Annotated in this window: 20 protein-coding genes; 10 read left to right on the top strand and 10 right to left on the bottom strand. The window is 65.3% G+C overall.

The genetic code is table 11. The features are described from left to right. Positions 1-52: 52 nt before the first annotated feature. The 3 genes from QRN11_RS07420 to QRN11_RS07410 all read right to left on the bottom strand — a co-directional run bounded on the left by QRN11_RS07420 (position 53) and on the right by QRN11_RS07410 (position 2,194). Positions 53-883 carry a hypothetical protein gene (locus tag QRN11_RS07420; RefSeq protein ID WP_285250474.1) on the bottom strand — a complete coding sequence of 277 codons (831 nt, stop codon included), beginning with the start codon at positions 881-883 and terminating at the stop codon, positions 53-55. After that, positions 880-1,428, bottom strand: coding sequence for an RNA polymerase sigma factor (locus QRN11_RS07415; RefSeq protein ID WP_285250473.1), 549 nt, complete (start codon positions 1,426-1,428; stop codon positions 880-882). The genes QRN11_RS07420 and QRN11_RS07415 overlap by 4 nt, the downstream gene beginning before the upstream one ends. 100 nt (positions 1,429-1,528) lie before the next feature. Further along, a complete protein-coding gene (locus QRN11_RS07410) occupies positions 1,529-2,194 on the bottom strand; it encodes a hypothetical protein (protein ID WP_285250472.1) in 666 nt (221 codons plus the stop codon). 234 nt (positions 2,195-2,428) lie between these two features. Between QRN11_RS07410 and QRN11_RS07405 the strand changes: the two genes are divergently transcribed. Together QRN11_RS07405 and QRN11_RS07400 are read left to right on the top strand one after the other, a co-directional pair. Continuing rightward, positions 2,429-3,376: a 2-hydroxyacid dehydrogenase gene (locus QRN11_RS07405; protein ID WP_285250471.1), complete on the top strand. Its 948-nt coding sequence runs from the start codon at positions 2,429-2,431 to the stop codon at positions 3,374-3,376. A 93-nt stretch (positions 3,377-3,469) separates the two neighbouring features. Next, positions 3,470-3,937 (top strand): SRPBCC family protein, encoded by a 468-nt coding sequence (locus QRN11_RS07400; protein ID WP_142062808.1) that lies wholly within the window; start codon positions 3,470-3,472, stop codon positions 3,935-3,937. 95 nt (positions 3,938-4,032) lie between these two features. On the opposite strand, the gene QRN11_RS07395 is transcribed toward QRN11_RS07400, so the two are convergent. Both QRN11_RS07395 and QRN11_RS07390 read right to left on the bottom strand, forming a co-directional pair. After that, positions 4,033-5,292, bottom strand: a complete 1,260-nt coding sequence (locus tag QRN11_RS07395; RefSeq protein WP_285250470.1) for an MFS transporter — start codon at positions 5,290-5,292, stop codon at positions 4,033-4,035. Further along, the gene (locus QRN11_RS07390) at positions 5,289-5,666 is read right to left on the bottom strand and encodes a MarR family transcriptional regulator (protein WP_502935019.1); all 378 of its coding nucleotides are present in this window, start codon (positions 5,664-5,666) and stop codon (positions 5,289-5,291) included. The genes QRN11_RS07395 and QRN11_RS07390 overlap by 4 nt, the downstream gene beginning before the upstream one ends. Before the next feature lie 208 nt (positions 5,667-5,874). Here QRN11_RS07390 and QRN11_RS07385 point away from each other — a divergent pair, with 208 nt between their 5' ends. Continuing rightward, a complete protein-coding gene (locus QRN11_RS07385) occupies positions 5,875-6,372 on the top strand; it encodes a GNAT family N-acetyltransferase (RefSeq protein ID WP_285250468.1) in 498 nt (165 codons plus the stop codon). Positions 6,373-6,407: 35 nt separating this feature from the next. On the opposite strand, the gene QRN11_RS07380 is transcribed toward QRN11_RS07385, so the two are convergent. Together QRN11_RS07380 and QRN11_RS07375 are read right to left on the bottom strand one after the other, a co-directional pair. After that, complete coding sequence (locus QRN11_RS07380; protein WP_285250467.1) at positions 6,408-7,742, bottom strand: amidohydrolase family protein; 1,335 nt, start codon at positions 7,740-7,742, stop codon at positions 6,408-6,410. 446 nt (positions 7,743-8,188) lie between these two features. After that, entirely contained in the window at positions 8,189-8,590 is a 402-nt protein-coding gene (locus tag QRN11_RS07375; protein ID WP_285250466.1) for a DUF1801 domain-containing protein, read from the bottom strand. A gap of 128 nt (positions 8,591-8,718) precedes the next feature. Between QRN11_RS07375 and QRN11_RS07370 the strand changes: the two genes are divergently transcribed. Further along, positions 8,719-9,063, top strand: coding sequence for an iron chaperone (locus QRN11_RS07370; RefSeq protein ID WP_285250465.1), 345 nt, complete (start codon positions 8,719-8,721; stop codon positions 9,061-9,063). Positions 9,064-9,067: 4 nt separating this feature from the next. Here QRN11_RS07370 and QRN11_RS07365 read toward each other — a convergent pair whose 3' ends face one another. Further along, complete coding sequence (locus QRN11_RS07365; RefSeq protein WP_285250464.1) at positions 9,068-10,252, bottom strand: metallophosphoesterase family protein; 1,185 nt, start codon at positions 10,250-10,252, stop codon at positions 9,068-9,070. A 181-nt stretch (positions 10,253-10,433) separates the two neighbouring features. Between QRN11_RS07365 and QRN11_RS07360 the strand changes: the two genes are divergently transcribed. The 5 genes from QRN11_RS07360 (at position 10,434) to QRN11_RS07340 (ending at position 13,931) form a co-directional block, all read left to right on the top strand. After that, the gene (locus QRN11_RS07360; protein ID WP_285250463.1) at positions 10,434-10,637 is read left to right on the top strand and encodes a hypothetical protein; all 204 of its coding nucleotides are present in this window, start codon (positions 10,434-10,436) and stop codon (positions 10,635-10,637) included. Continuing rightward, positions 10,634-11,146, top strand: coding sequence for a mycothiol transferase (locus tag QRN11_RS07355; protein ID WP_285250462.1), 513 nt, complete (start codon positions 10,634-10,636; stop codon positions 11,144-11,146). The genes QRN11_RS07360 and QRN11_RS07355 overlap by 4 nt, the downstream gene beginning before the upstream one ends. A 221-nt stretch (positions 11,147-11,367) precedes the next feature. Continuing rightward, on the top strand, positions 11,368-11,748 hold the full coding sequence (locus tag QRN11_RS07350) for a VOC family protein (protein ID WP_091417525.1): 381 nt from the start codon (positions 11,368-11,370) through the stop codon (positions 11,746-11,748). A 372-nt stretch (positions 11,749-12,120) separates the two neighbouring features. Continuing rightward, on the top strand, positions 12,121-13,167 hold the full coding sequence (locus tag QRN11_RS07345) for a GmrSD restriction endonuclease domain-containing protein (protein ID WP_350223974.1): 1,047 nt from the start codon (positions 12,121-12,123) through the stop codon (positions 13,165-13,167). A 62-nt stretch (positions 13,168-13,229) separates the two neighbouring features. Beyond that, entirely contained in the window at positions 13,230-13,931 is a 702-nt protein-coding gene (locus QRN11_RS07340; protein ID WP_285250460.1) for an excalibur calcium-binding domain-containing protein, read from the top strand. A gap of 110 nt (positions 13,932-14,041) precedes the next feature. On the opposite strand, the gene QRN11_RS07335 is transcribed toward QRN11_RS07340, so the two are convergent. Next, positions 14,042-14,476 (bottom strand): nuclear transport factor 2 family protein, encoded by a 435-nt coding sequence (locus QRN11_RS07335; RefSeq protein ID WP_285250459.1) that lies wholly within the window; start codon positions 14,474-14,476, stop codon positions 14,042-14,044. A 130-nt stretch (positions 14,477-14,606) separates the two neighbouring features. Continuing rightward, positions 14,607-15,005 carry a DUF1304 domain-containing protein gene (locus QRN11_RS07330; RefSeq protein WP_285250458.1) on the bottom strand — a complete coding sequence of 133 codons (399 nt, stop codon included), beginning with the start codon at positions 15,003-15,005 and terminating at the stop codon, positions 14,607-14,609. A 120-nt stretch (positions 15,006-15,125) separates the two neighbouring features. Between QRN11_RS07330 and QRN11_RS07325 the strand changes: the two genes are divergently transcribed. Further along, positions 15,126-16,163, top strand: a complete 1,038-nt coding sequence (locus QRN11_RS07325; protein ID WP_285250457.1) for a helix-turn-helix transcriptional regulator — start codon at positions 15,126-15,128, stop codon at positions 16,161-16,163. Positions 16,164-16,167: the final 4 nt, after the last annotated feature.

The raw sequence follows: 16,167 nt of genomic DNA, 5'->3' as shown, positions 1-16,167 counted from the left end.
CCGCGGGGGGATCGAAATTGACGCCGGCCCCGGCGTGGTGCATGTGTTCCCGCTACCGGCCCCGTGACGGCGGGCCGGCAGGAGCAGGTGGATTTCCGGGCGCCATTGGCGGGTCTGCCTTGACATTGGCTTTCCCGCGCTCCGAAGAGTTCTCCCTTCCTGCCGGGGCGTGGTCCTGCGGAGGCAGCGCGGCCCGCGGGGATGCCGGCACGTCGGCCGGTTGTCTTCCCTGTTCGAACGGCGCGTCCAGCGGCGCGGAAGATTCGCCGGGCACGCGGTTCGGATTCGGCTCCCGTTGGAGCCCGTGCGGATCCGGAGCTTCAAACGGGGTCTCCTGGGGCGGCCCTGGGTTCGCCGGCAGCAGAGGGGCAGGGGCAGGAGAGCCTGGAAGGCCTGCCGCCGGTGGCGCGCCTGGAGGTGAGGGAACGACGGCGGGTGCCGGGCTGGGTGCCTCGGAAGGCAAAGGTGGTGCAGGCGCAGGGGGTGGCGGCGGTGCGAAGGACCGGACAATATCGCTGATGGTTCCTTCCGCCTGGCGGCGCAATGTGTCATTCCCGGCTGCCGCTCCGCCGGCGATGCCCAGCGAAGCCGCCACGGCCAGCGTGGTGAGGACAACGCGTTTTGTCTTCGGGTGCTTGCGGGTCCAGTCCTCAAGCCGGACCACATTCTCATCCTGCGGGGGCGCCTGAAGCTGCGGCCAACCCATGAGCGCTGCGAGCCCCGCCGATGGCTCCGGGACTGTGGCAGAGCGGAAGGCCCTCAGCTCGAGCAACATATTCCGCAGCTCCGCATCGTCGGGGAAGCCGCTCTCCGCGAGCAACGCATCCACGCTTCGCTCGTCGTCGACGCGGCGCTCGTCCTGCGCACGTGGGTTGGTGGTCATGACGCACCTTCTCTCAGTGAGGGACGGAGTTTCCTGAGCCGGCACAGCGCCCTGCGTTGCAGCTGCTTGATCGCGCCGGGAGATTTGCCCATAATTTCCGCCGTTGTCTCCAACGAAAGGTCGGCGATGATCCTCAGGGCGATAACCTCCTGCTGGTCCTGCTGCAGCGTCCCGAGGAGGGTTTTGACCGTTTCTGTGCCCTCTGCTGCCAGCAGTTGCTCCTCGGCCGAGGCACTGCAGCGCGGGTCAGCCTGTGCGTCGTAGTCCGTACATGCCGGAGCCTTGATGCGGCGGCGGTGCTCGTCCACATAACGGGCGTGGGCGATGGAAAAGACCAGGGACTTCGCTCCCTGCACCCCGCCGCTTACACCTTCAAGCTGCGCGTACAGGGATAGGAAAACCTCCTGGGTCATCCCTTCGGGGTCTTCCACATCCCGTGCACGAAGATAGTTGAGCACCGCGGGCGAGAACTCGCGGTACACAGCACAGAAGACGCCATCGTCAGCCTGACGTGGCGTCGCTGCCTCATCCGTGAGCCGTTGCATCCGCCCCCCTGCGGCAGAATGCCCCTGCGGGGCATCCAGTGGATGGGCCGCGCCAGGACGAAAAGCCCGTCCCGGCGCAGCTACCGCTCCTGCTGACAGGTTACCGCTGTCCGTGACCGGACTGCTTGTTCCCATTATTTGACTGGTTGCCCGCATTTCCCTTCTGGGCAGGTGCCTGGCCCTGGCCCTGCTGCACCACCTGTTCGTCACCGGAGCCTGGGGCCGGTGCTTCCGGAGCGTCTTCGTCTGCGTCATCCTCAGGGGCAGGAATAGTGTCGCAGTAGATGCTGATGTTGGTTTCCCCGCCCGCAGCATTCACGAGTGCTTGATAGGCGGTGGACTTGGCGCCAAGGCCTCCATGGGCGTACGCGTTGCAGAGGCCAACAGCTGCCGGGCCGGTGGCGTCAGGCCCCACCGGTGTGGATGCCGGCGGTGACTCAGGCTCCTCAGTTTCGGTGGGGGACGGGCTTGGTTCCGGCGACTCGGTTTCGGTTTCCGTGGGTGTCGGTTCCGGGGATTCCGTTTCGGTTTCCGTGGGAGTGGGCTCCGGGGATTCCGTTTCGGTTTCTGTCGGCGTGGGTTCCGGCGACTCAGTTTCTGTGGCGGTGGGGCTGGGCGACGGGGATTCCGTTTCCGCCACGAGTACCACCGGACCGCCGGGCTGCGAACCTGCCACAGCCGCAACACCCGTCCCGCCGACAGCCAGGGCGCCGGCGGCGAGCAGAGTTACGGCGAGTTTGTTGCTGGAAAAAGTGAAGTAGGACATGAGACCCTCCGTTGACGAATTTTATGGATTGCGTTCAACTGTGCGGTTTTCCCCCCCCGCACCTATTGGATCGAAATACGCGTCACAAAGGTTACGGGTTTGGCCAAAGTTTTTTGACAAATTTGTCATGTCGGCATTCTTGATGGGTGGGTCTGCCTGACGGAGGGCGGGCAGGCGGACCCTCGGTACTAAGATCGCCCGTATGAATTCCTCCTCCGAGCTCGTGGTGGCCGCGTGAGCGCGCCGCTCCGGGTGGCCGTGCCCGATCAGAAACTCGTGGATGCGCTCCAGGCGACCGCCGGCGTCGAACTTCTCCTCTGGGACCTTACCGGTCCCGCCCCGGAGGGCCGGATCGACCTGCTGGTGCCGCCCTACATGGGCAAGCCGGGGGCGCTGGCGGCCCTTGAGGGGGTGGACGTTGGGCTGGTCCAGAGCCAGTCCATCGGGTACGACGGCGTGGCGGATGTCCTGCCCGAGGGGTGCGTTTTCGCCAATGCGGCGGGGGTGCATGAGACGTCGACGGCGGAACTCGCCCTGGGCATGATGGTCGCCAGCCAGCGCGGCCTGGCCGATTTTGCCCGCAACCAGGCCAGCGGAATATGGGACAACAGCCAGCGGCCCAGCCTTGCGGACCGGCGGGTGCTGCTGGTGGGCTACGGGGGAGTGGGCAAGGCCATCGAGGCACGGCTGCTGCCGTTCGAAACCGAAGTGACCAGGATGGCCAGCCGCGAACGCGAGGACGCCGACGGAAAAATCTACGGGATCGACTCGCTGTATGAGCAGCTGCCGCTGCACGAAATTGTGGTGGTGAGCGTTCCGCTCAGCGAGCAGACCCGGCAGCTGGTGGACGCGAAGTTTCTGGCGGCAATGCCGGACGGGGCGCTGCTGGTGAATGTGGCCCGCGGCCCGGTGGCGGAGACCGACGCGCTTCTGGCTGAGACGTCTTCCGGCCGGCTTCGGGCTGCCCTGGATGTGACGGACCCTGAACCCCTACCGGCCGATCATCCGCTCTGGACCACGCCAGGCGTGCTGATCACACCGCATGTGGGCGGGGCGAGTTCGGCGATGTTCCCGCGCATGGTCCGCCTGGTCAAGCAGCAGGTCGGGTTGATGCTGGAGGGCAAGGAACCTGTGAACGTGGTGCTGGGTGTTCCCCAACGCGGGGTCACTTCCGGCCCCTAAAACTCTCTTTTTTGGGCCAAAAGTGACCCCGCGTTGGGGGCTCCACTGGCTTGAAGCTACCCAGGCTGGGTCCCCGCTTCTATGCTTAGGGCCATGTCCACTTATGAAGTCCGCCGCAGCGCGGTCATCCCTGCTCCCGCCGAAGACGTTTTCCCGCTGGTCAACAGCTTCCATGAGTGGACCAAGTGGTCGCCGTGGGAGACCGTGGATCCGGGCATGAGCCGGCGCTACTTCGGCAGTGAGGCCGGTGTGGGCGCAGGCTACGAGTGGAGCGGCAACCGCAAAGCCGGCAGCGGAACCATGGAGATCGTCGAGTCGGAACCATCCAGCCGGATCCACGTCCGCCTGCAGTTCACCAAGCCGTTCAAAGCCCTGAACCCCACCACCTTTACCTTCACCCCCGTACCCGGCGGCACCGAGGTCAACTGGGTGATGACCGGGGAAAACAAAGGAGCTGCCAAGCTGTTCGCGCTCTTTATGAACATGGACAAGCTGGTGGGATCGGACTTCGAACGCGGCCTGAAATCGCTGTCCGAAGCAGTGGCGGCCCGGAAGAGTTGATCCCCGCAGCCGGCCGGTTATACGGCCGGCTCGCGCCGCCTGCGGAACACTATCCTGAGGTTCTCCCGGAAGAGTTGATCTCCGCGGCCGGCCGGTTACACGGCCGGCTCGCGCCGCTTGCGGAACACTATCCTGAGGTTGTCCCGGAAGCTGAGGCTGTTCCGGCGGCTCACCACGATGACGGCGAACAGTGCGGTGGCCAGTACCACGGCACCGCCGGCGCCCACTGACCAGCGGGCGCCGAACTCGGAGCCGATCCAGCCCATCAGCGGAGCACCCACGGCAGTTCCGCCCTGGAGGATAGCAAGGTACAGGGCCAGCACCCGTCCGCGGAACTGCGGTTCCACAGAGAGCTGGATACTCGTGTTGCAGCTGTTCAGGAACGTGATGGATGCCAGGCCAACCGGTATGAGCACGGCGGCATAGAGCCAGAACGACGGCGATACGCTGGCCAGGAGCGTGAACGCACCCAGGCCCAGCGCCCCGCCCAGGAGATACCGCAGCCGCGGGCCGGCCCTGCGCGCCGCCAGCAGCGCACCGGCCAGCGTGCCCACCGCCATAATGGAGCCAAGGAGCCCGAATTCACCAGGTCCCACCCCGAACTCGAGGGTGGTCATCAGGGCGTTGGTGATGGGGAAGTTCATGCCAAAGGCGCCCAAAATGCCCACCATAAAGAGGATCAGCACCAGATCCGGCCTCCGGCGGACGTAGCGCACGCCTTCCGCCACCTGGTGTTTGCTGCGGGACGGCCGGACCGCAGGGACCAGTTCCGAAGTCCGGATCCGGAACAGCGAAATGATCACTGCGGCAAAGCTGGCCGCGTTGAGCAGGAACACCGGTCCGGTGCCCACCCATGCGATCAGCACCCCGGCGATGGCGGGTCCGGTGAGCCGTGCGGTGTTGAAGGACGCTGAGTTCAGTGCCACCGCGTTGGAGATGTTGTCCTGTCCCACGAGTTCGGAAACGAACGCCTGGCGCGATGGCGCGTCGATGGCGCCGGCGATTCCGAGGCAGAGTGCGGCCAGGTAGGCATGCCAGAGCTGGGCGGTGCCCGTGACCACCAGGAGTCCCAGCACCAGCCCGGTCGCACCCATGGCCACCTGCGTCCACAGCAGGATGACGCGCTTACGGTAGCGGTCCGCCAGTACTCCGCCGTAGGGGCCGAGCAGCAGCATGGGCAGGAACTGCAGGCCGGTGGTGATGCCGAGGGCGGCGCCCGAATGGTTGGTGAGGACAGTCAGCACCAGCCAGTCCTGCGCCACGCGCTGCATCCAGGTCCCGATGTTGGACACAATGGCCCCGCCGGCCCAGATGCGGTAGTTGCGGTTATCCAGGGCCCGGAACATGGCGCTCATCGGCCGCTCATCTCCTGCATGATGTGGGCGGCCCGGCTCAGGATCTGCCGGTCCTCTTCGCTCAGCCCGGCCACGCGCTGGGCAAGCCAGGCCGTGCGCTGGTTGCGGGCTTCCGCCAGCACTGCCCTGCCGCCGTCGGTGATGTCCACGCGGACCTGGCGGCCGTCGTCGGGGTTGGCCGCCCGGGACACGAAGCCCTGGTCGGCGAGGGCGTTGACGATGCGGGTCATGGAGGGAGCCTGTACGTGCTCCCGCTCGGCCAGTTCGCGGAGCGTGGTGGGGCCGCTGCCGTGCAGTTGGGCCAGCACTGTGTATTGCCCGGGGGTGATGACGTCGCCGGTGGCTTCAACGCGGAGCCTGCGGGATGTGCGCATCACCGCTGTGCGGAGCTCGATGGCGAGGGTGTCGGCGGTAGAGGATTCCGTGGTCTTGCTGTTGTCGGTTTTGGTTGTGGCCACTGTGGTGTTGCGCCTCCCGAAAATGCTTAGCATTGCTAATTAGTCCTGCTAATAAGTATGCTTCTGCGCAGGACTCAGGGCAAGGGTTCTGAAGGTTGACGTTCATCACTGGTTAGGCTGGGGCATGGATTACGTGCTGCGCCAGGCCACTCCTGGCGATGCAGAAGCCGTGGTGCTGATGCACACACTGGCGCACGAAGAGTGCTATTCCCACCTGCTGTCCCCGGCCTTTTTTGCGGCCCGCCGGCATGCGGTTCCCGAACGGGCGGCCCGCCGTCGGAATCACCTGGACGTGGAAGACCCCCGCATCCTCGCTGTGGACGCCAACAACGAGGTGGTGGGATTTGCCGACGCCGGACCAGGCCGCGACGAGGATGGTCCCGTTCCGCTGGAGCTGTATTCGATCTACCTCCTGGGCCGCGCGCAGGGGATGGGTTTGGGGACGGCCCTGCTGGGCGCGGCAATCGGGGAGTCACCGGCATACCTTTGGGTGCTCGAGGACAACGTAAGGGCCCAGGCTTTCTACCGCAGGCTCGGCTTCCGGCCCGACGGCAGACGTGGGGTGCTGCCGCCGGAGTGGGAGGGCCTGCCGGAGATGCGGATGGTCCGGGCGGGCCGATAGGCGGCTACGCTGCGCTACTGGCCCGCGTCAAGGACCTACAGTTCGTTCCGCACCACCGCGCCCTGCGCCACCACAACGCGCACCTTCTCCAAGGCGGAAGCGTCGGTGAGCGGATCGGCGTCGACCACCACCACGTCGGCGAGTGATCCGCGGACCAGCCGCCCGACGTCGTCCTGTCCAAGCAGGCGGGCCGCGTGGACGGTGGCGGACTGCAGCGCTTCGAGCGGCGTGAGCCCGGCCTCGGCGAGCAGGCGCGCTTCGGTGCCGATTGGCGTAACGTCGGTGCCGAAGGAGTCGGTGCCGGCCACGATCGTCACGCCCGCCTCCTTTGCTGCGCGCACCGCGGCCTGCAGGATGGGCGTGTACTCCTTGCCCCGCGCGGCCAGGATGGGATTCGTGGAAGTTGCCATGCTGGTGATCGCGTCCATGGTGGGCGTGAAGAAGGTGCCGCGTCGGGCCATCTCGGCAATGGTGTTTTCGGAAACGAAGACACCGTGCTCCACGCTGCGCACCCCGGCGCGCACTGCGCCGTCGATACCTTCTGCGCTGTAGGCGTGGCACAGGACGCCGGCCCCGTTCGCTGCTTTGACCACGGCGGACAGCTGTTCCTGGTTGTAGACCAGCTCGCGCGGATCCTGCTCGGGGAGACCGGCGCGGGGGTTGGCTCGGGTCTTGATGACCTTGGCGCCGCGGCTCAGGTTCACGCGGGTGAGGTAGGCCAGGTCCGAATTTTCCTTGACGCCGCCGGCGAGGGTGGCCAGGGGTGCAAGGTCGGGATCGGCCAGGAGTGAATCGCCGAGGTCAGGCGAGATGAACAGGCCGGCGGGCGTCATCCGCGGGGAGACGCCGGGTGCCCACTCCGGGAGGGCGGCGAGCGCCACGTCCTGATAGAAACTGCTCGAACCGCTGCGCACGCTGGTGGCGCCGCCCTGCAGGATGGCGCGGGCGTCGGCGAGCGCGTTCGCGTGGACGTGCACATCCACCAGACCGGGGAGCACCCACCGGCCCGAGGCGTTCAGGACCTGCGCACGCCCGGCGACGGCGGCCACGGCCTTCCGCGTCTCGTCGCGCGTTCCGGCGGCCGTGACTTTGCCTCCGTCGAGCACCACAACGCCGTCCTCGACGGCGTCTCCGGTCTTGGGATCGATTATGGTGCCGCCTTCGATGATCAGCGGCGGGTTGGTGAGGGGGCTGCCGGGGTAGTTGGGACCGGAGGGCCGGTCCGCGGCATGCGCGGCCGGGGCGCCGCCGAGCTGGGCGGCAATGCTGGCCACTGAGATTCCGGCGAGGGCTGCGGCGCCGGCGAGGATTCCGCGGCGGGGAAGCCTGGCGCCGGGTGTGGGGGCAGAGGTGTGGTCATGAAGGCACATCGTTGTCTCCTTATGGCTGGATCGCCCGATCCGGGCGCGGGCTTCGACGATGCTACGTCGCTACTGGCCGGTATTGAATGGCCGTTCTGGGATCCCAGCCAAAGGAAATGGGATGACTTCTTCGCTCCGGTGCCATCCTGAAACTGGTACACCATTCATCGAAGGAGTAGGCAACATGCCCGCATCAATCCGACCTGCCTGCCCCCGGACTTTGTCTACGGCCCCTCCCCAGGAGAACAAGAACTCGAACGGTTCCTGCACGCCCCACCCGCCTGACTCCTCGCTGGGTTTCGGGTTCCGGGCTTCGACAGGCTCAAGCACCGGGCTTTCGGGTTTCGCTTCCCAGCCGCTCCCTGATCTCGCCCGCTTGGTCAGGGAATCCGGCGGCCGTGGCCCAGGCTCAGCCACCGAAGTGCACGGTGCTCAACTACCGGGACGTCGAAGGGTCAAGCGCCGGAACCTGCCTTGGCCTTCCGCCAGCCTCCGGAACGGTTGGTGGCGATGATCCCTCGGAAGATCTCGAGCAGGGCCTCCTCCTGGACGGGGTCACCTTCGTAGTACGAAATCATCCGGCCCGTCTTGTTGCCGTGGCCGCCGGTGATGATGTGGTGCGGGTCCGGGGTGAGGCCGCCGTCGTACAGGAAGACATTGACGTGGTCCTTCGCCGCGAGCAGCGCGCAGATGTTGCCCTGCAGGACGAAGTAGGGCTGGACGGTGCGCTTGATGGTCTCCTCGACGGCTGGATCAGCGGCGTGGACCAGGTCCCGCACCTGCTGGCAGATCGCCTGCTGCCACGGCGGAAGGGGGTCGATGTACTGGTCCACGCGGGGGTCTTTCTCGTAGCTCATCGGCGAACTCCTTCGAATGTCGGCGCCTCTACGGCAATGGTTCACCGTTCCATCGGAGAGGGGAAGAGGTGGCCGGTGCGGGAAGCGGCGCCCGGCCGTCGTATGTTCTGCGGGTCTAAACTTGCCGCATGGGTGCCGTTGACGATTCCCTCGCCGCCATGTCCGGGACTGACCGCGCATGCCTGCAGCGCGTTGTCGAGCTTGCGCGGGGCCTCGCGCCGGACGCCGTCGAAGGGATGAGCTACGGCATGCCCGCCCTGAAACTGGACGGCAAGCCGCTGATTGGTGTGGTGGCGGCGGCCAAGCACCTGTCCATTTTTCCGTTCTCGCCAGCGGTGGTGGATGCCGTCGCACCCCGTCTCGAAGGCTATTCCCTGTCCAAAGGGACAATCCGGTTCACGCCGGACCATCCCGTTCCCGACGACGTGGTGGCGGAGATGGTCCGGCTGAGAATGGCGGAGATCCGGAAGTAGGTCCCTAGAGTTGCGCCGGGTCCAGCGGCAGCGGAGTAATAGGCTGGTCATTCGCCGTCAGATCGATCCCCAGGTCTTTGGCGAAAACCAGCCGGGTCGACTTGTATATTCCCGCGTGGTTTTCATCGAGTTCGAAGACCCGGGCGCCGCGGAGCCTGTTCCGGTCGGCGCCCGGAAGCCCGTATGCGCCAAAGCCGGTCCCGGGCCCGTAGCCAAGTTCCACGCCGTAGTAGTTGCCCGCGTAGGTGTTGACGTGGTCGTGGCCCACGAAGTAGCCGCGGACATCCCCGCGCTCCAGAAAGGCGTTGAACAGGCCGGAGTTTAAGGGGCCCGGGCACTCGTCTTCGTTCCGCTCGCCCACGATGTTGTGCTTCTTCACCGCACGCTGGTGGTCCGCGTCCGTCCGGGAATCAAGGCTGGCGAACCACATATTGCGGTGCTCATGCAGGGCGATGTGCCCCCACATCAGGGACGGAATTTTCCTGCCATACTTCTGCTCCGTGGCGATCGAGAGGTTGCGGTACCAGGTGACCTGGTCCATGCGTACCCAGTCCCAGTCCGGATAACCGGCGAAATCCTGTCCGTTAATGCTGTCCGGGGCGTAGCGGCCGGTATCGATGAGCCAGAGGCCGAAAGCAGGGTCCTTGGACTTCGAGGACTGGACCAGCAGGAGCGAGTTGGAGGTGCCGGTAAGGCCGTCCACGGAGTCGCCGTTGACGTTGAAAGAGTAGCTTTGCAGGAACTGCAGCATTTTCCCTTCGGTCATACCGGTCCTGGCAACTGAATCTTCATCGTGGTTGCCGAAGGTGACAGCCCAGGGGATCTTGCGGCTTTCCATCGGCCGGACCACATGGTTCAGTGCCTGCTTGACCTCCAGTTCGGTATCGCACCCGCCGTTGATAACGTCCCCATTGATCACCACGAAGTCCGGCTTCTCCGCGTCCAGCGTGCGGTCCATCAGTTCGATGGTCCGGCGGTCCGTCTGTTCGTCGTCCTGGGTGTCGTTGAACTGGATTACCTTGAACTTGCCGTCGGGGTGGAAGGCGAGGCTGGGCTTGGGTGCCTTAGCCCCCGGCGCCGCGTTAGCCCCTGTTCCAGCGGCGACTGCGACACCCAGTGCGCCAAGGGTGCCGGCGGCGGCCAGCGCCGCCCGCCTGCTGAAGCTGGACTGGTGAATTTTGGTGGTCATGTTGCCTCTCTGCACCTAGTGGGCGGCTCCGCTTCCGGCGGCCGTCCCTGTGAGAGTAGGAAGCTTCGGCGTCCGGGTTCCTAACGCACGGTAAACAGCGCATGCGGCGGGCCGCGGTCTCAGTCTGCGGCCCGCCCGGCAGGTTCCTCGACCCGTTCAACCGCTTGTGAGACCATCCGGTATGGGTGAAAACAGCGAAGAGTTGGACAGCGCCGTCCCCGCCGCCGGGGTGAATGACCAAGTGCAGGAGCCGGGAAATCCGCCTCCAGCGGCCGAACAGGGGCGGTCCATTGGTGACCGCCGGCGGGATGCGGAAGCCAAATTGGAGCAGCATCTGCGTGACGCCCGGAGCAAGGAAACGGAAGCCGACGGGCAGCAGCAATGAAATCGAACGACCTGCTGCTGGATGCGTTCGGCAGGATCCGGGAAACGGTGGAAGCAACTCTTGAAGGGCTCGACGACGGGTCCCTCACCGTCCGGCCGTCGGGAACGGGCAACTCGATCGCATGGCTGATCTGGCATCTGGCCAGGGTGGAAGATGTTCAGGTTTCGGATGTTGCGGGGCTGGAACAAGTATGGTTCACCCGGGATTTCGTGGGCCGTTTCGGACTGCCGCTTCGCCCTACCGATACGGGCTATGGGCACTCAAGCGATCAGGTGGATGCTGTGCGGGCTCCGGCGGAAGTGCTGCTTGAGTACTATGACGCGGTCTACCGGCAGACGGTTGATTTTCTGCAGAAAGTCAGCGACGAGGACTTGGACCGTGTGGTTGACACCCGGTGGGACCCGCCCGTCACGCTCGGCGTGCGGCTGGTGAGCACCGTCGCGGACTGCCTTCAACACGTAGGGCAGGCCGCGTATGTAAAGGGCCTGCAGCGGAAACCCGCAGAATAAACTTTCCCTATTTCGCTGGCCACAATTCAGTTCCATAATGGCCACATAGGCTTCGGGGACCCTCGCGCCGGTATGGCTGGCGGGGCGTTGCAGAGTCCCAGGTAGCCGCCCACAGCAGGGCGGAGTGGACGGCCACGCAGCCGCGGACAGAGACGTTCCGGGACTGCAATCGGGGGAGAGCAGCGCCATCATCGCGATAAAAATGCACAAAGGAATTTATTATGCTCAAAGATTCAGCAATCATTGCTGTTCTTCCGGCCAAGGACATCAACAGGGCCAGGGACTTTTACCGGGACAAGTTGGGCATTGAACCATCCGGTTCCATGGAAGAGGACAGCCTCATGTATACCTGCGGGAAAGGGACAGGCTTCCTCGTTTACCAGACGGACAATGCGGGGTCTGCCAAGAACACCCAGATGGGGTGGGAAACGGACAACCTTGACAAGGAAATGGAGGACCTGCGCAGCCGCGGCGTGACGTTCGAAGACTACGATTTTCCCGGCCTGAAGACGGAAAACGGCGTTGCCACCAGTGATTGGGGAAAGGCCGCCTGGTTCCTGGACAGTGAGGGAAACATCCTAAATATCACCCAGCGCGCATAGCCGGCAAAAGCCCGCGCGAGCCTCCTGCCCGCGCGGGCTTTGGGTACTGCGCACGCGATTATTAAGTGCAGAGCCTGCTGTGCGACGGGCATATCAAGGTTGGATCAAGAGAAGATCAAACTTGCCTCAGGTTCTTGCGAATCCCGGCTTTCCCCTCTTTTTGGCGAATAGGCTCCCAGCTGTAACCAACGCGGCTTAAGCAAAAGGCCCGGCTCATTGCCGGGCCTTTTTTCATGGGGGAAAACATTGTCAAAGTTTGGGAAGGTGCCGGGGCCTGCACGGAGACCGCGGCGGACGCGGAAGTCCGGGGCAGTTGCCCTTGGGGTTTCTCTGGCATTCTTTATCGCCGGCGCCATCGTCCTGCCTCGTGTTTTGTCCGCGGATCTGGAGACGGCAGCTTCAGCCAGCACAGCAACGGCGGCCCCGGCGGAGGCGAGCCCGACTGCGGAAGCTGCGCCGGCGCCGTCGTCCGTTCCCTCCGCCTGGGAGACTGCGGAGCCGCTGGCCCGCGAAACGTCCAACGTTGTGGCGCAGGGTGCCGCTGCGCCGAACGCGCCCGCCTTCACCACTAAGGCGATCGATCTGCTCGCGACACTGCCCATCAAGGGCCGGGCGCCCAAGACGGGCTATGACCGGGCGCTGTTCGGGCAGGCCTGGGCGGACGTTGACCGCAACGGCTGCGACACCCGCAACGACATCCTTCGGCGTGACCTGACGGACGTCACCTACACCAACAGCGTGCCCTGCAAAGTGCAGACCGGCACGCTGGTGGATCCGTACACGGGCGCCAGCATCAGCTTCCTGCGGGGGAGCGGGACCAGCACCGCCGTCCAGATCGACCATGTTGTTGCCCTCAGCGATGCCTGGCAGAAGGGCGCGCAGCAGCTGACCGCTGAGCAGCGGACAGCCTTCGCCAACGACCCGCTGAACCTCCAGGCCACGGACGGTCCCACCAACCAGAAAAAGGGCGACGGCGACGCCGCCACCTGGGTGCCGCCGAACAAGGCGTTCCGCTGCGAGTACGTGGCGCGGCAGATTTCCGTGAAAGCGACGTACAGCCTCTGGGTGACCCAGGCGGAGCATGACGCGATGGCGAACATTCTCGCCGCGTGCACGGGGCAGTTGGCCCCCACGGAACAGCAGGCGGCTGCTGCTCCAGCACCTCCTGCATCAGCACCGCCTGTGTCTGCCGCGGAACCGGCGCCCGTTGTTCCGGCGCCTGCTCCGGTTGCAGTGGTGCCGACTCCCGCTGCCCCTGCGCCAGTTGTTCCTGCACAGGTTGTTCCTGCACCGGCCGCCGTCTTCTATGCGAACTGTGCGGCGGCAAAAGCCGCCGGTGCAGCGCCCATCCTCACAGGCCAGCCCGGTTACCGGGCAGGACTGGACCGCGACCTGGACGGCGTTGCCTGCGAAAGCTGACTCAAAGTCTTGGGGCTTTCAGGCCCCATGTTTCACCATCACAAACATTCCTAGGGGGAAAAGTGAAAAAGACACTGACATTAATTGTCCTGACCGGACTGATGCTGACCGGATGCGGCGGCGGCAAGCAGGCAGCCGTGCAGGCAACTGAAACTGCAACCGCCGTTGCCGCCGTTGAAGAAACGGTGGCGGTTCCAGGCGTAATAGGCCTGACTTTGGACAAGGCCACGGAGCAGTTGGAAGATCTCGGCTTCAAGGTTGAGGCTGTGGACACCGCTGAAGGCAAGTCGATCATGGTGAAGAAAAACTGGCAGGTGATTTCCCAGGACCCCACGGAGAGTGCCAAGGCTGCAAAGGGTTCCACGGTGCACCTCGGGGTCACTTCCCTTGAAAAGCTGGCCGCGGAAAAGGCTGCCGCGGAGAAGGCGGCTGCCGAGAAGGCTGCCGCCGAGCTGGCAGCTGCTGCAAAGGCTGCGGCAGATAAGGCAGCGGCCGACAAAGCCGCCGCAGACAAAGCGGCCGCGGACAAGGCTGCGGCCGATGCAGCCGCTGCACAAGCAGCCAAGCCCGCACCGGCTCCCGCTGCACCCGCTCCTGTTGTTCCCGCTCCCGCTCCCGCTCCCGCTGTACCAGCGCCGGCCGCGGCCTACTACGCTAACTGTGCCGCTGCCAAGGCGGCAGGTGCAGCACCGGTGCGTGCCGGAATGCCGGGCTATGGCAGGCACCTCGACAGGGACGGCGACGGCATCGGTTGCGAAAAGTAGGGGCCACTGCTGAGCTGACTCATCGTCGGATCAGCGCCTATTAGACAAGATGCCGTGGAAGCCCTTTGCGGGTTTCCACGGCATCTTCGTTTGTTTTTGGCCAAACCCCCTCAGTGCGAGGTCATCTCCCGCATCAGCCCGAGCTGTGACAGGAACTCCACCTGGTCGAAGTAGAAATGGTGAGACGTGATCTCGCCGTTCTCCACTGTGGCGACGTCGCAACTGCGGATCCTGACTTCCTTGCCGGTGGGCTGCATGGTTTCGCCGGAGGGCATCCGCAGGGGCCCGGTGTTGGTTCCGATCACGATGCCCTCATCGATCGCCACGTTCCCGGACTCGTACCGTCCCATCTGGTTGTACCGGACGTCCGGCATTGCTTCCCAAAGGTCAAAGAGGTAGCTGCTGATGGCGTCACGCCCGCGGATCTCCCCCTGGTCGGGGGTGTAGGCCACGGCGTCGGCGGCGTAGCTGCTGGCGAGTGTCTCTTTGTCTTTTGATTCCATGGCCCGGTTTAAGCGGTCCATGACTTCGCGTGCCTGTCCCATAGTGGACCTCCAATTTTTGGGCGGCCTCACGGAAGCGGAGGCCGCTTCATGGATTGACTTCGGCTGCTTGCCGGAGCCAACTACATTCCACGCCCGCACCGGACCGGTGTCAACGAGCCGTGCTATCGGTTCAGAACGGCAGCGCAACCAGTGCGATCAGCGCCGGCACCGTGGCGCCCAAAGTCCCGGGGATGCTGTCGCCCCTCCTGGGATAGTGGCCCTGCATGTCCGCCAGGAACATCGCCGGGGCGGTCAGCACCATGTTCAGACAGCAGTAGACCACCAGGGTATGGCCAACCACCACGTGGCCCAGGTTCACGGCCACCACCCCGGCCAGGACGCCCAGCCCGATCACCAGATTCCGGAATCCGGTGGGAATGGCCCACATCATTACGGCCGGAACGTTTTGCGGCGGGGTGCTGAGGAACTTCTGCGCCCCCGGCCGGTGCATCAGGAAGCTCTCCAGCGGGAACACCACGATGTAGATCACGGCGGCGAGTACCGCGAAAATCTGGGATACGGCGTTCATGGAGGAAGAGTACGACGGCGGTGCGCGCCGCCCACATCCCCCGCACCGGGGTTCCGGGGTGCTTGCGGAATCCCCACTGTGGGGGATTGCGTCACCGCCCCTCGGGCAGATACTGGAGCTATGTGGGAGGATCGCGCGGAACGCGCGCGGCGGGAGATCGCCGCCCTGGCCGCCGGCGGAATGGGTGTGGCTGAGCTCTATGCCGCTGCGCTCGCCGTGGTGCAGCGGGAGGTGCCGTTCGAGCAGGGCTGCTGGGCCGGCGTCGACCCCGAGTCTCTGGTGATGACCTCTGTTACCAACTGGAGGGACTGGGGCGTGACGGAGGAGTATGCCGCACGCTTCGCCGAAACCGAGTACGCCGGGCAGGAACCGAACCGGTTCGCCGAACTGTCGCTGCGCCCGCAGCCCATCGCCCGGATTTCCGACGCGCCGCACCGGGACGTGACGGGCAGCGTCCGCATTAACGACATCCTCAAGCCGCTGGGCCTGGAGCACGAACTCCGCGCCGCATTCCGCGTGGATCAGGCGTGCTGGGGAGTGGGCAGCATCTTCCGGGAACCGGGCCCTGATTTCTCCGACCGGGAGGTGGACTTCCTCGCCGCCGTCGCAGCCACCCTGGCGGCCGCCAGCCGGATCGCCGTGCGTTCAGAACATGCGGGCCGCCAGGCAACAGCCGGGCCGGTGATCGTCACCGCCGGACCACACGGGGAGCTGAAGGCAGCCACCGCGGCAGCGGCAGCCTGGCTGGCCGAGGTGGAGGACGCCGAACCGGGACGCTTCACCATGACCCTGCACTCGGTTGTGGCACATGCTCATGCCTCGAGGTCGGGCACGGCCAGGGCAAGGATGCGCGGCGCGGGGAACAACTGGGTGGTGCTCCAAGCCAGCCGTCTGATCGCCGGCGATGATCCCGAACAGATGGTGGTCACCGTGGAGCCGGCCACCACCTATGATCTGGCCACCCTGCTGTTGACCGCCTATGGCGTCACTGCCCGGGAGCGGGAAGTCTGCCTGGAGGTGCTGACCGGGAGTACGACGGCGGACATCGCCCGCCACCTGTTCATCTCCCCACACACTGTCCACGACCACCTTAAGTCGCTCTTCGGGAAGGTGGGCGTGGGCAGCCGTGGGGAGCTGGTGGCCCGGCTCGTCACGTAGTGAC

Origin of the sequence: Pseudarthrobacter sp. fls2-241-R2A-168, from assembly GCF_030209335.1 — a bacterium.
Taxonomy (GTDB): Bacteria; Actinomycetota; Actinomycetes; order Actinomycetales; family Micrococcaceae; genus Arthrobacter.
Note: the sequence above shows the minus strand (reverse complement) of the source record. Positions and strands in the feature narration are given on the sequence as shown.

Coding starts and splice junctions, on each gene's coding strand:
- QRN11_RS07420 (WP_285250474.1), bottom strand. CDS start 883: ATGACCACCAACCCACGTGCGCAGGACGAGCGCCGCGTCGACGACGAG.
- QRN11_RS07415 (WP_285250473.1), bottom strand. CDS start 1,428: ATGCAACGGCTCACGGATGAGGCAGCGACGCCACGTCAGGCTGACGAT.
- QRN11_RS07410 (WP_285250472.1), bottom strand. CDS start 2,194: ATGTCCTACTTCACTTTTTCCAGCAACAAACTCGCCGTAACTCTGCTC.
- QRN11_RS07400 (WP_142062808.1), top strand. CDS start 3,470: ATGTCCACTTATGAAGTCCGCCGCAGCGCGGTCATCCCTGCTCCCGCC.
- QRN11_RS07395 (WP_285250470.1), bottom strand. CDS start 5,292: ATGAGCGCCATGTTCCGGGCCCTGGATAACCGCAACTACCGCATCTGG.
- QRN11_RS07390 (WP_502935019.1), bottom strand. CDS start 5,666: ATGCGCACATCCCGCAGGCTCCGCGTTGAAGCCACCGGCGACGTCATC.
- QRN11_RS07385 (WP_285250468.1), top strand. CDS start 5,875: ATGGATTACGTGCTGCGCCAGGCCACTCCTGGCGATGCAGAAGCCGTG.
- QRN11_RS07380 (WP_285250467.1), bottom strand. CDS start 7,742: ATGTGCCTTCATGACCACACCTCTGCCCCCACACCCGGCGCCAGGCTT.
- QRN11_RS07375 (WP_285250466.1), bottom strand. CDS start 8,590: ATGAGCTACGAGAAAGACCCCCGCGTGGACCAGTACATCGACCCCCTT.
- QRN11_RS07370 (WP_285250465.1), top strand. CDS start 8,719: ATGGGTGCCGTTGACGATTCCCTCGCCGCCATGTCCGGGACTGACCGC.
- QRN11_RS07365 (WP_285250464.1), bottom strand. CDS start 10,252: ATGACCACCAAAATTCACCAGTCCAGCTTCAGCAGGCGGGCGGCGCTG.
- QRN11_RS07360 (WP_285250463.1), top strand. CDS start 10,434: ATGGGTGAAAACAGCGAAGAGTTGGACAGCGCCGTCCCCGCCGCCGGG.
- QRN11_RS07355 (WP_285250462.1), top strand. CDS start 10,634: ATGAAATCGAACGACCTGCTGCTGGATGCGTTCGGCAGGATCCGGGAA.
- QRN11_RS07350 (WP_091417525.1), top strand. CDS start 11,368: ATGCTCAAAGATTCAGCAATCATTGCTGTTCTTCCGGCCAAGGACATC.
- QRN11_RS07335 (WP_285250459.1), bottom strand. CDS start 14,476: ATGGGACAGGCACGCGAAGTCATGGACCGCTTAAACCGGGCCATGGAA.
- QRN11_RS07330 (WP_285250458.1), bottom strand. CDS start 15,005: ATGAACGCCGTATCCCAGATTTTCGCGGTACTCGCCGCCGTGATCTAC.
- QRN11_RS07325 (WP_285250457.1), top strand. CDS start 15,126: ATGTGGGAGGATCGCGCGGAACGCGCGCGGCGGGAGATCGCCGCCCTG.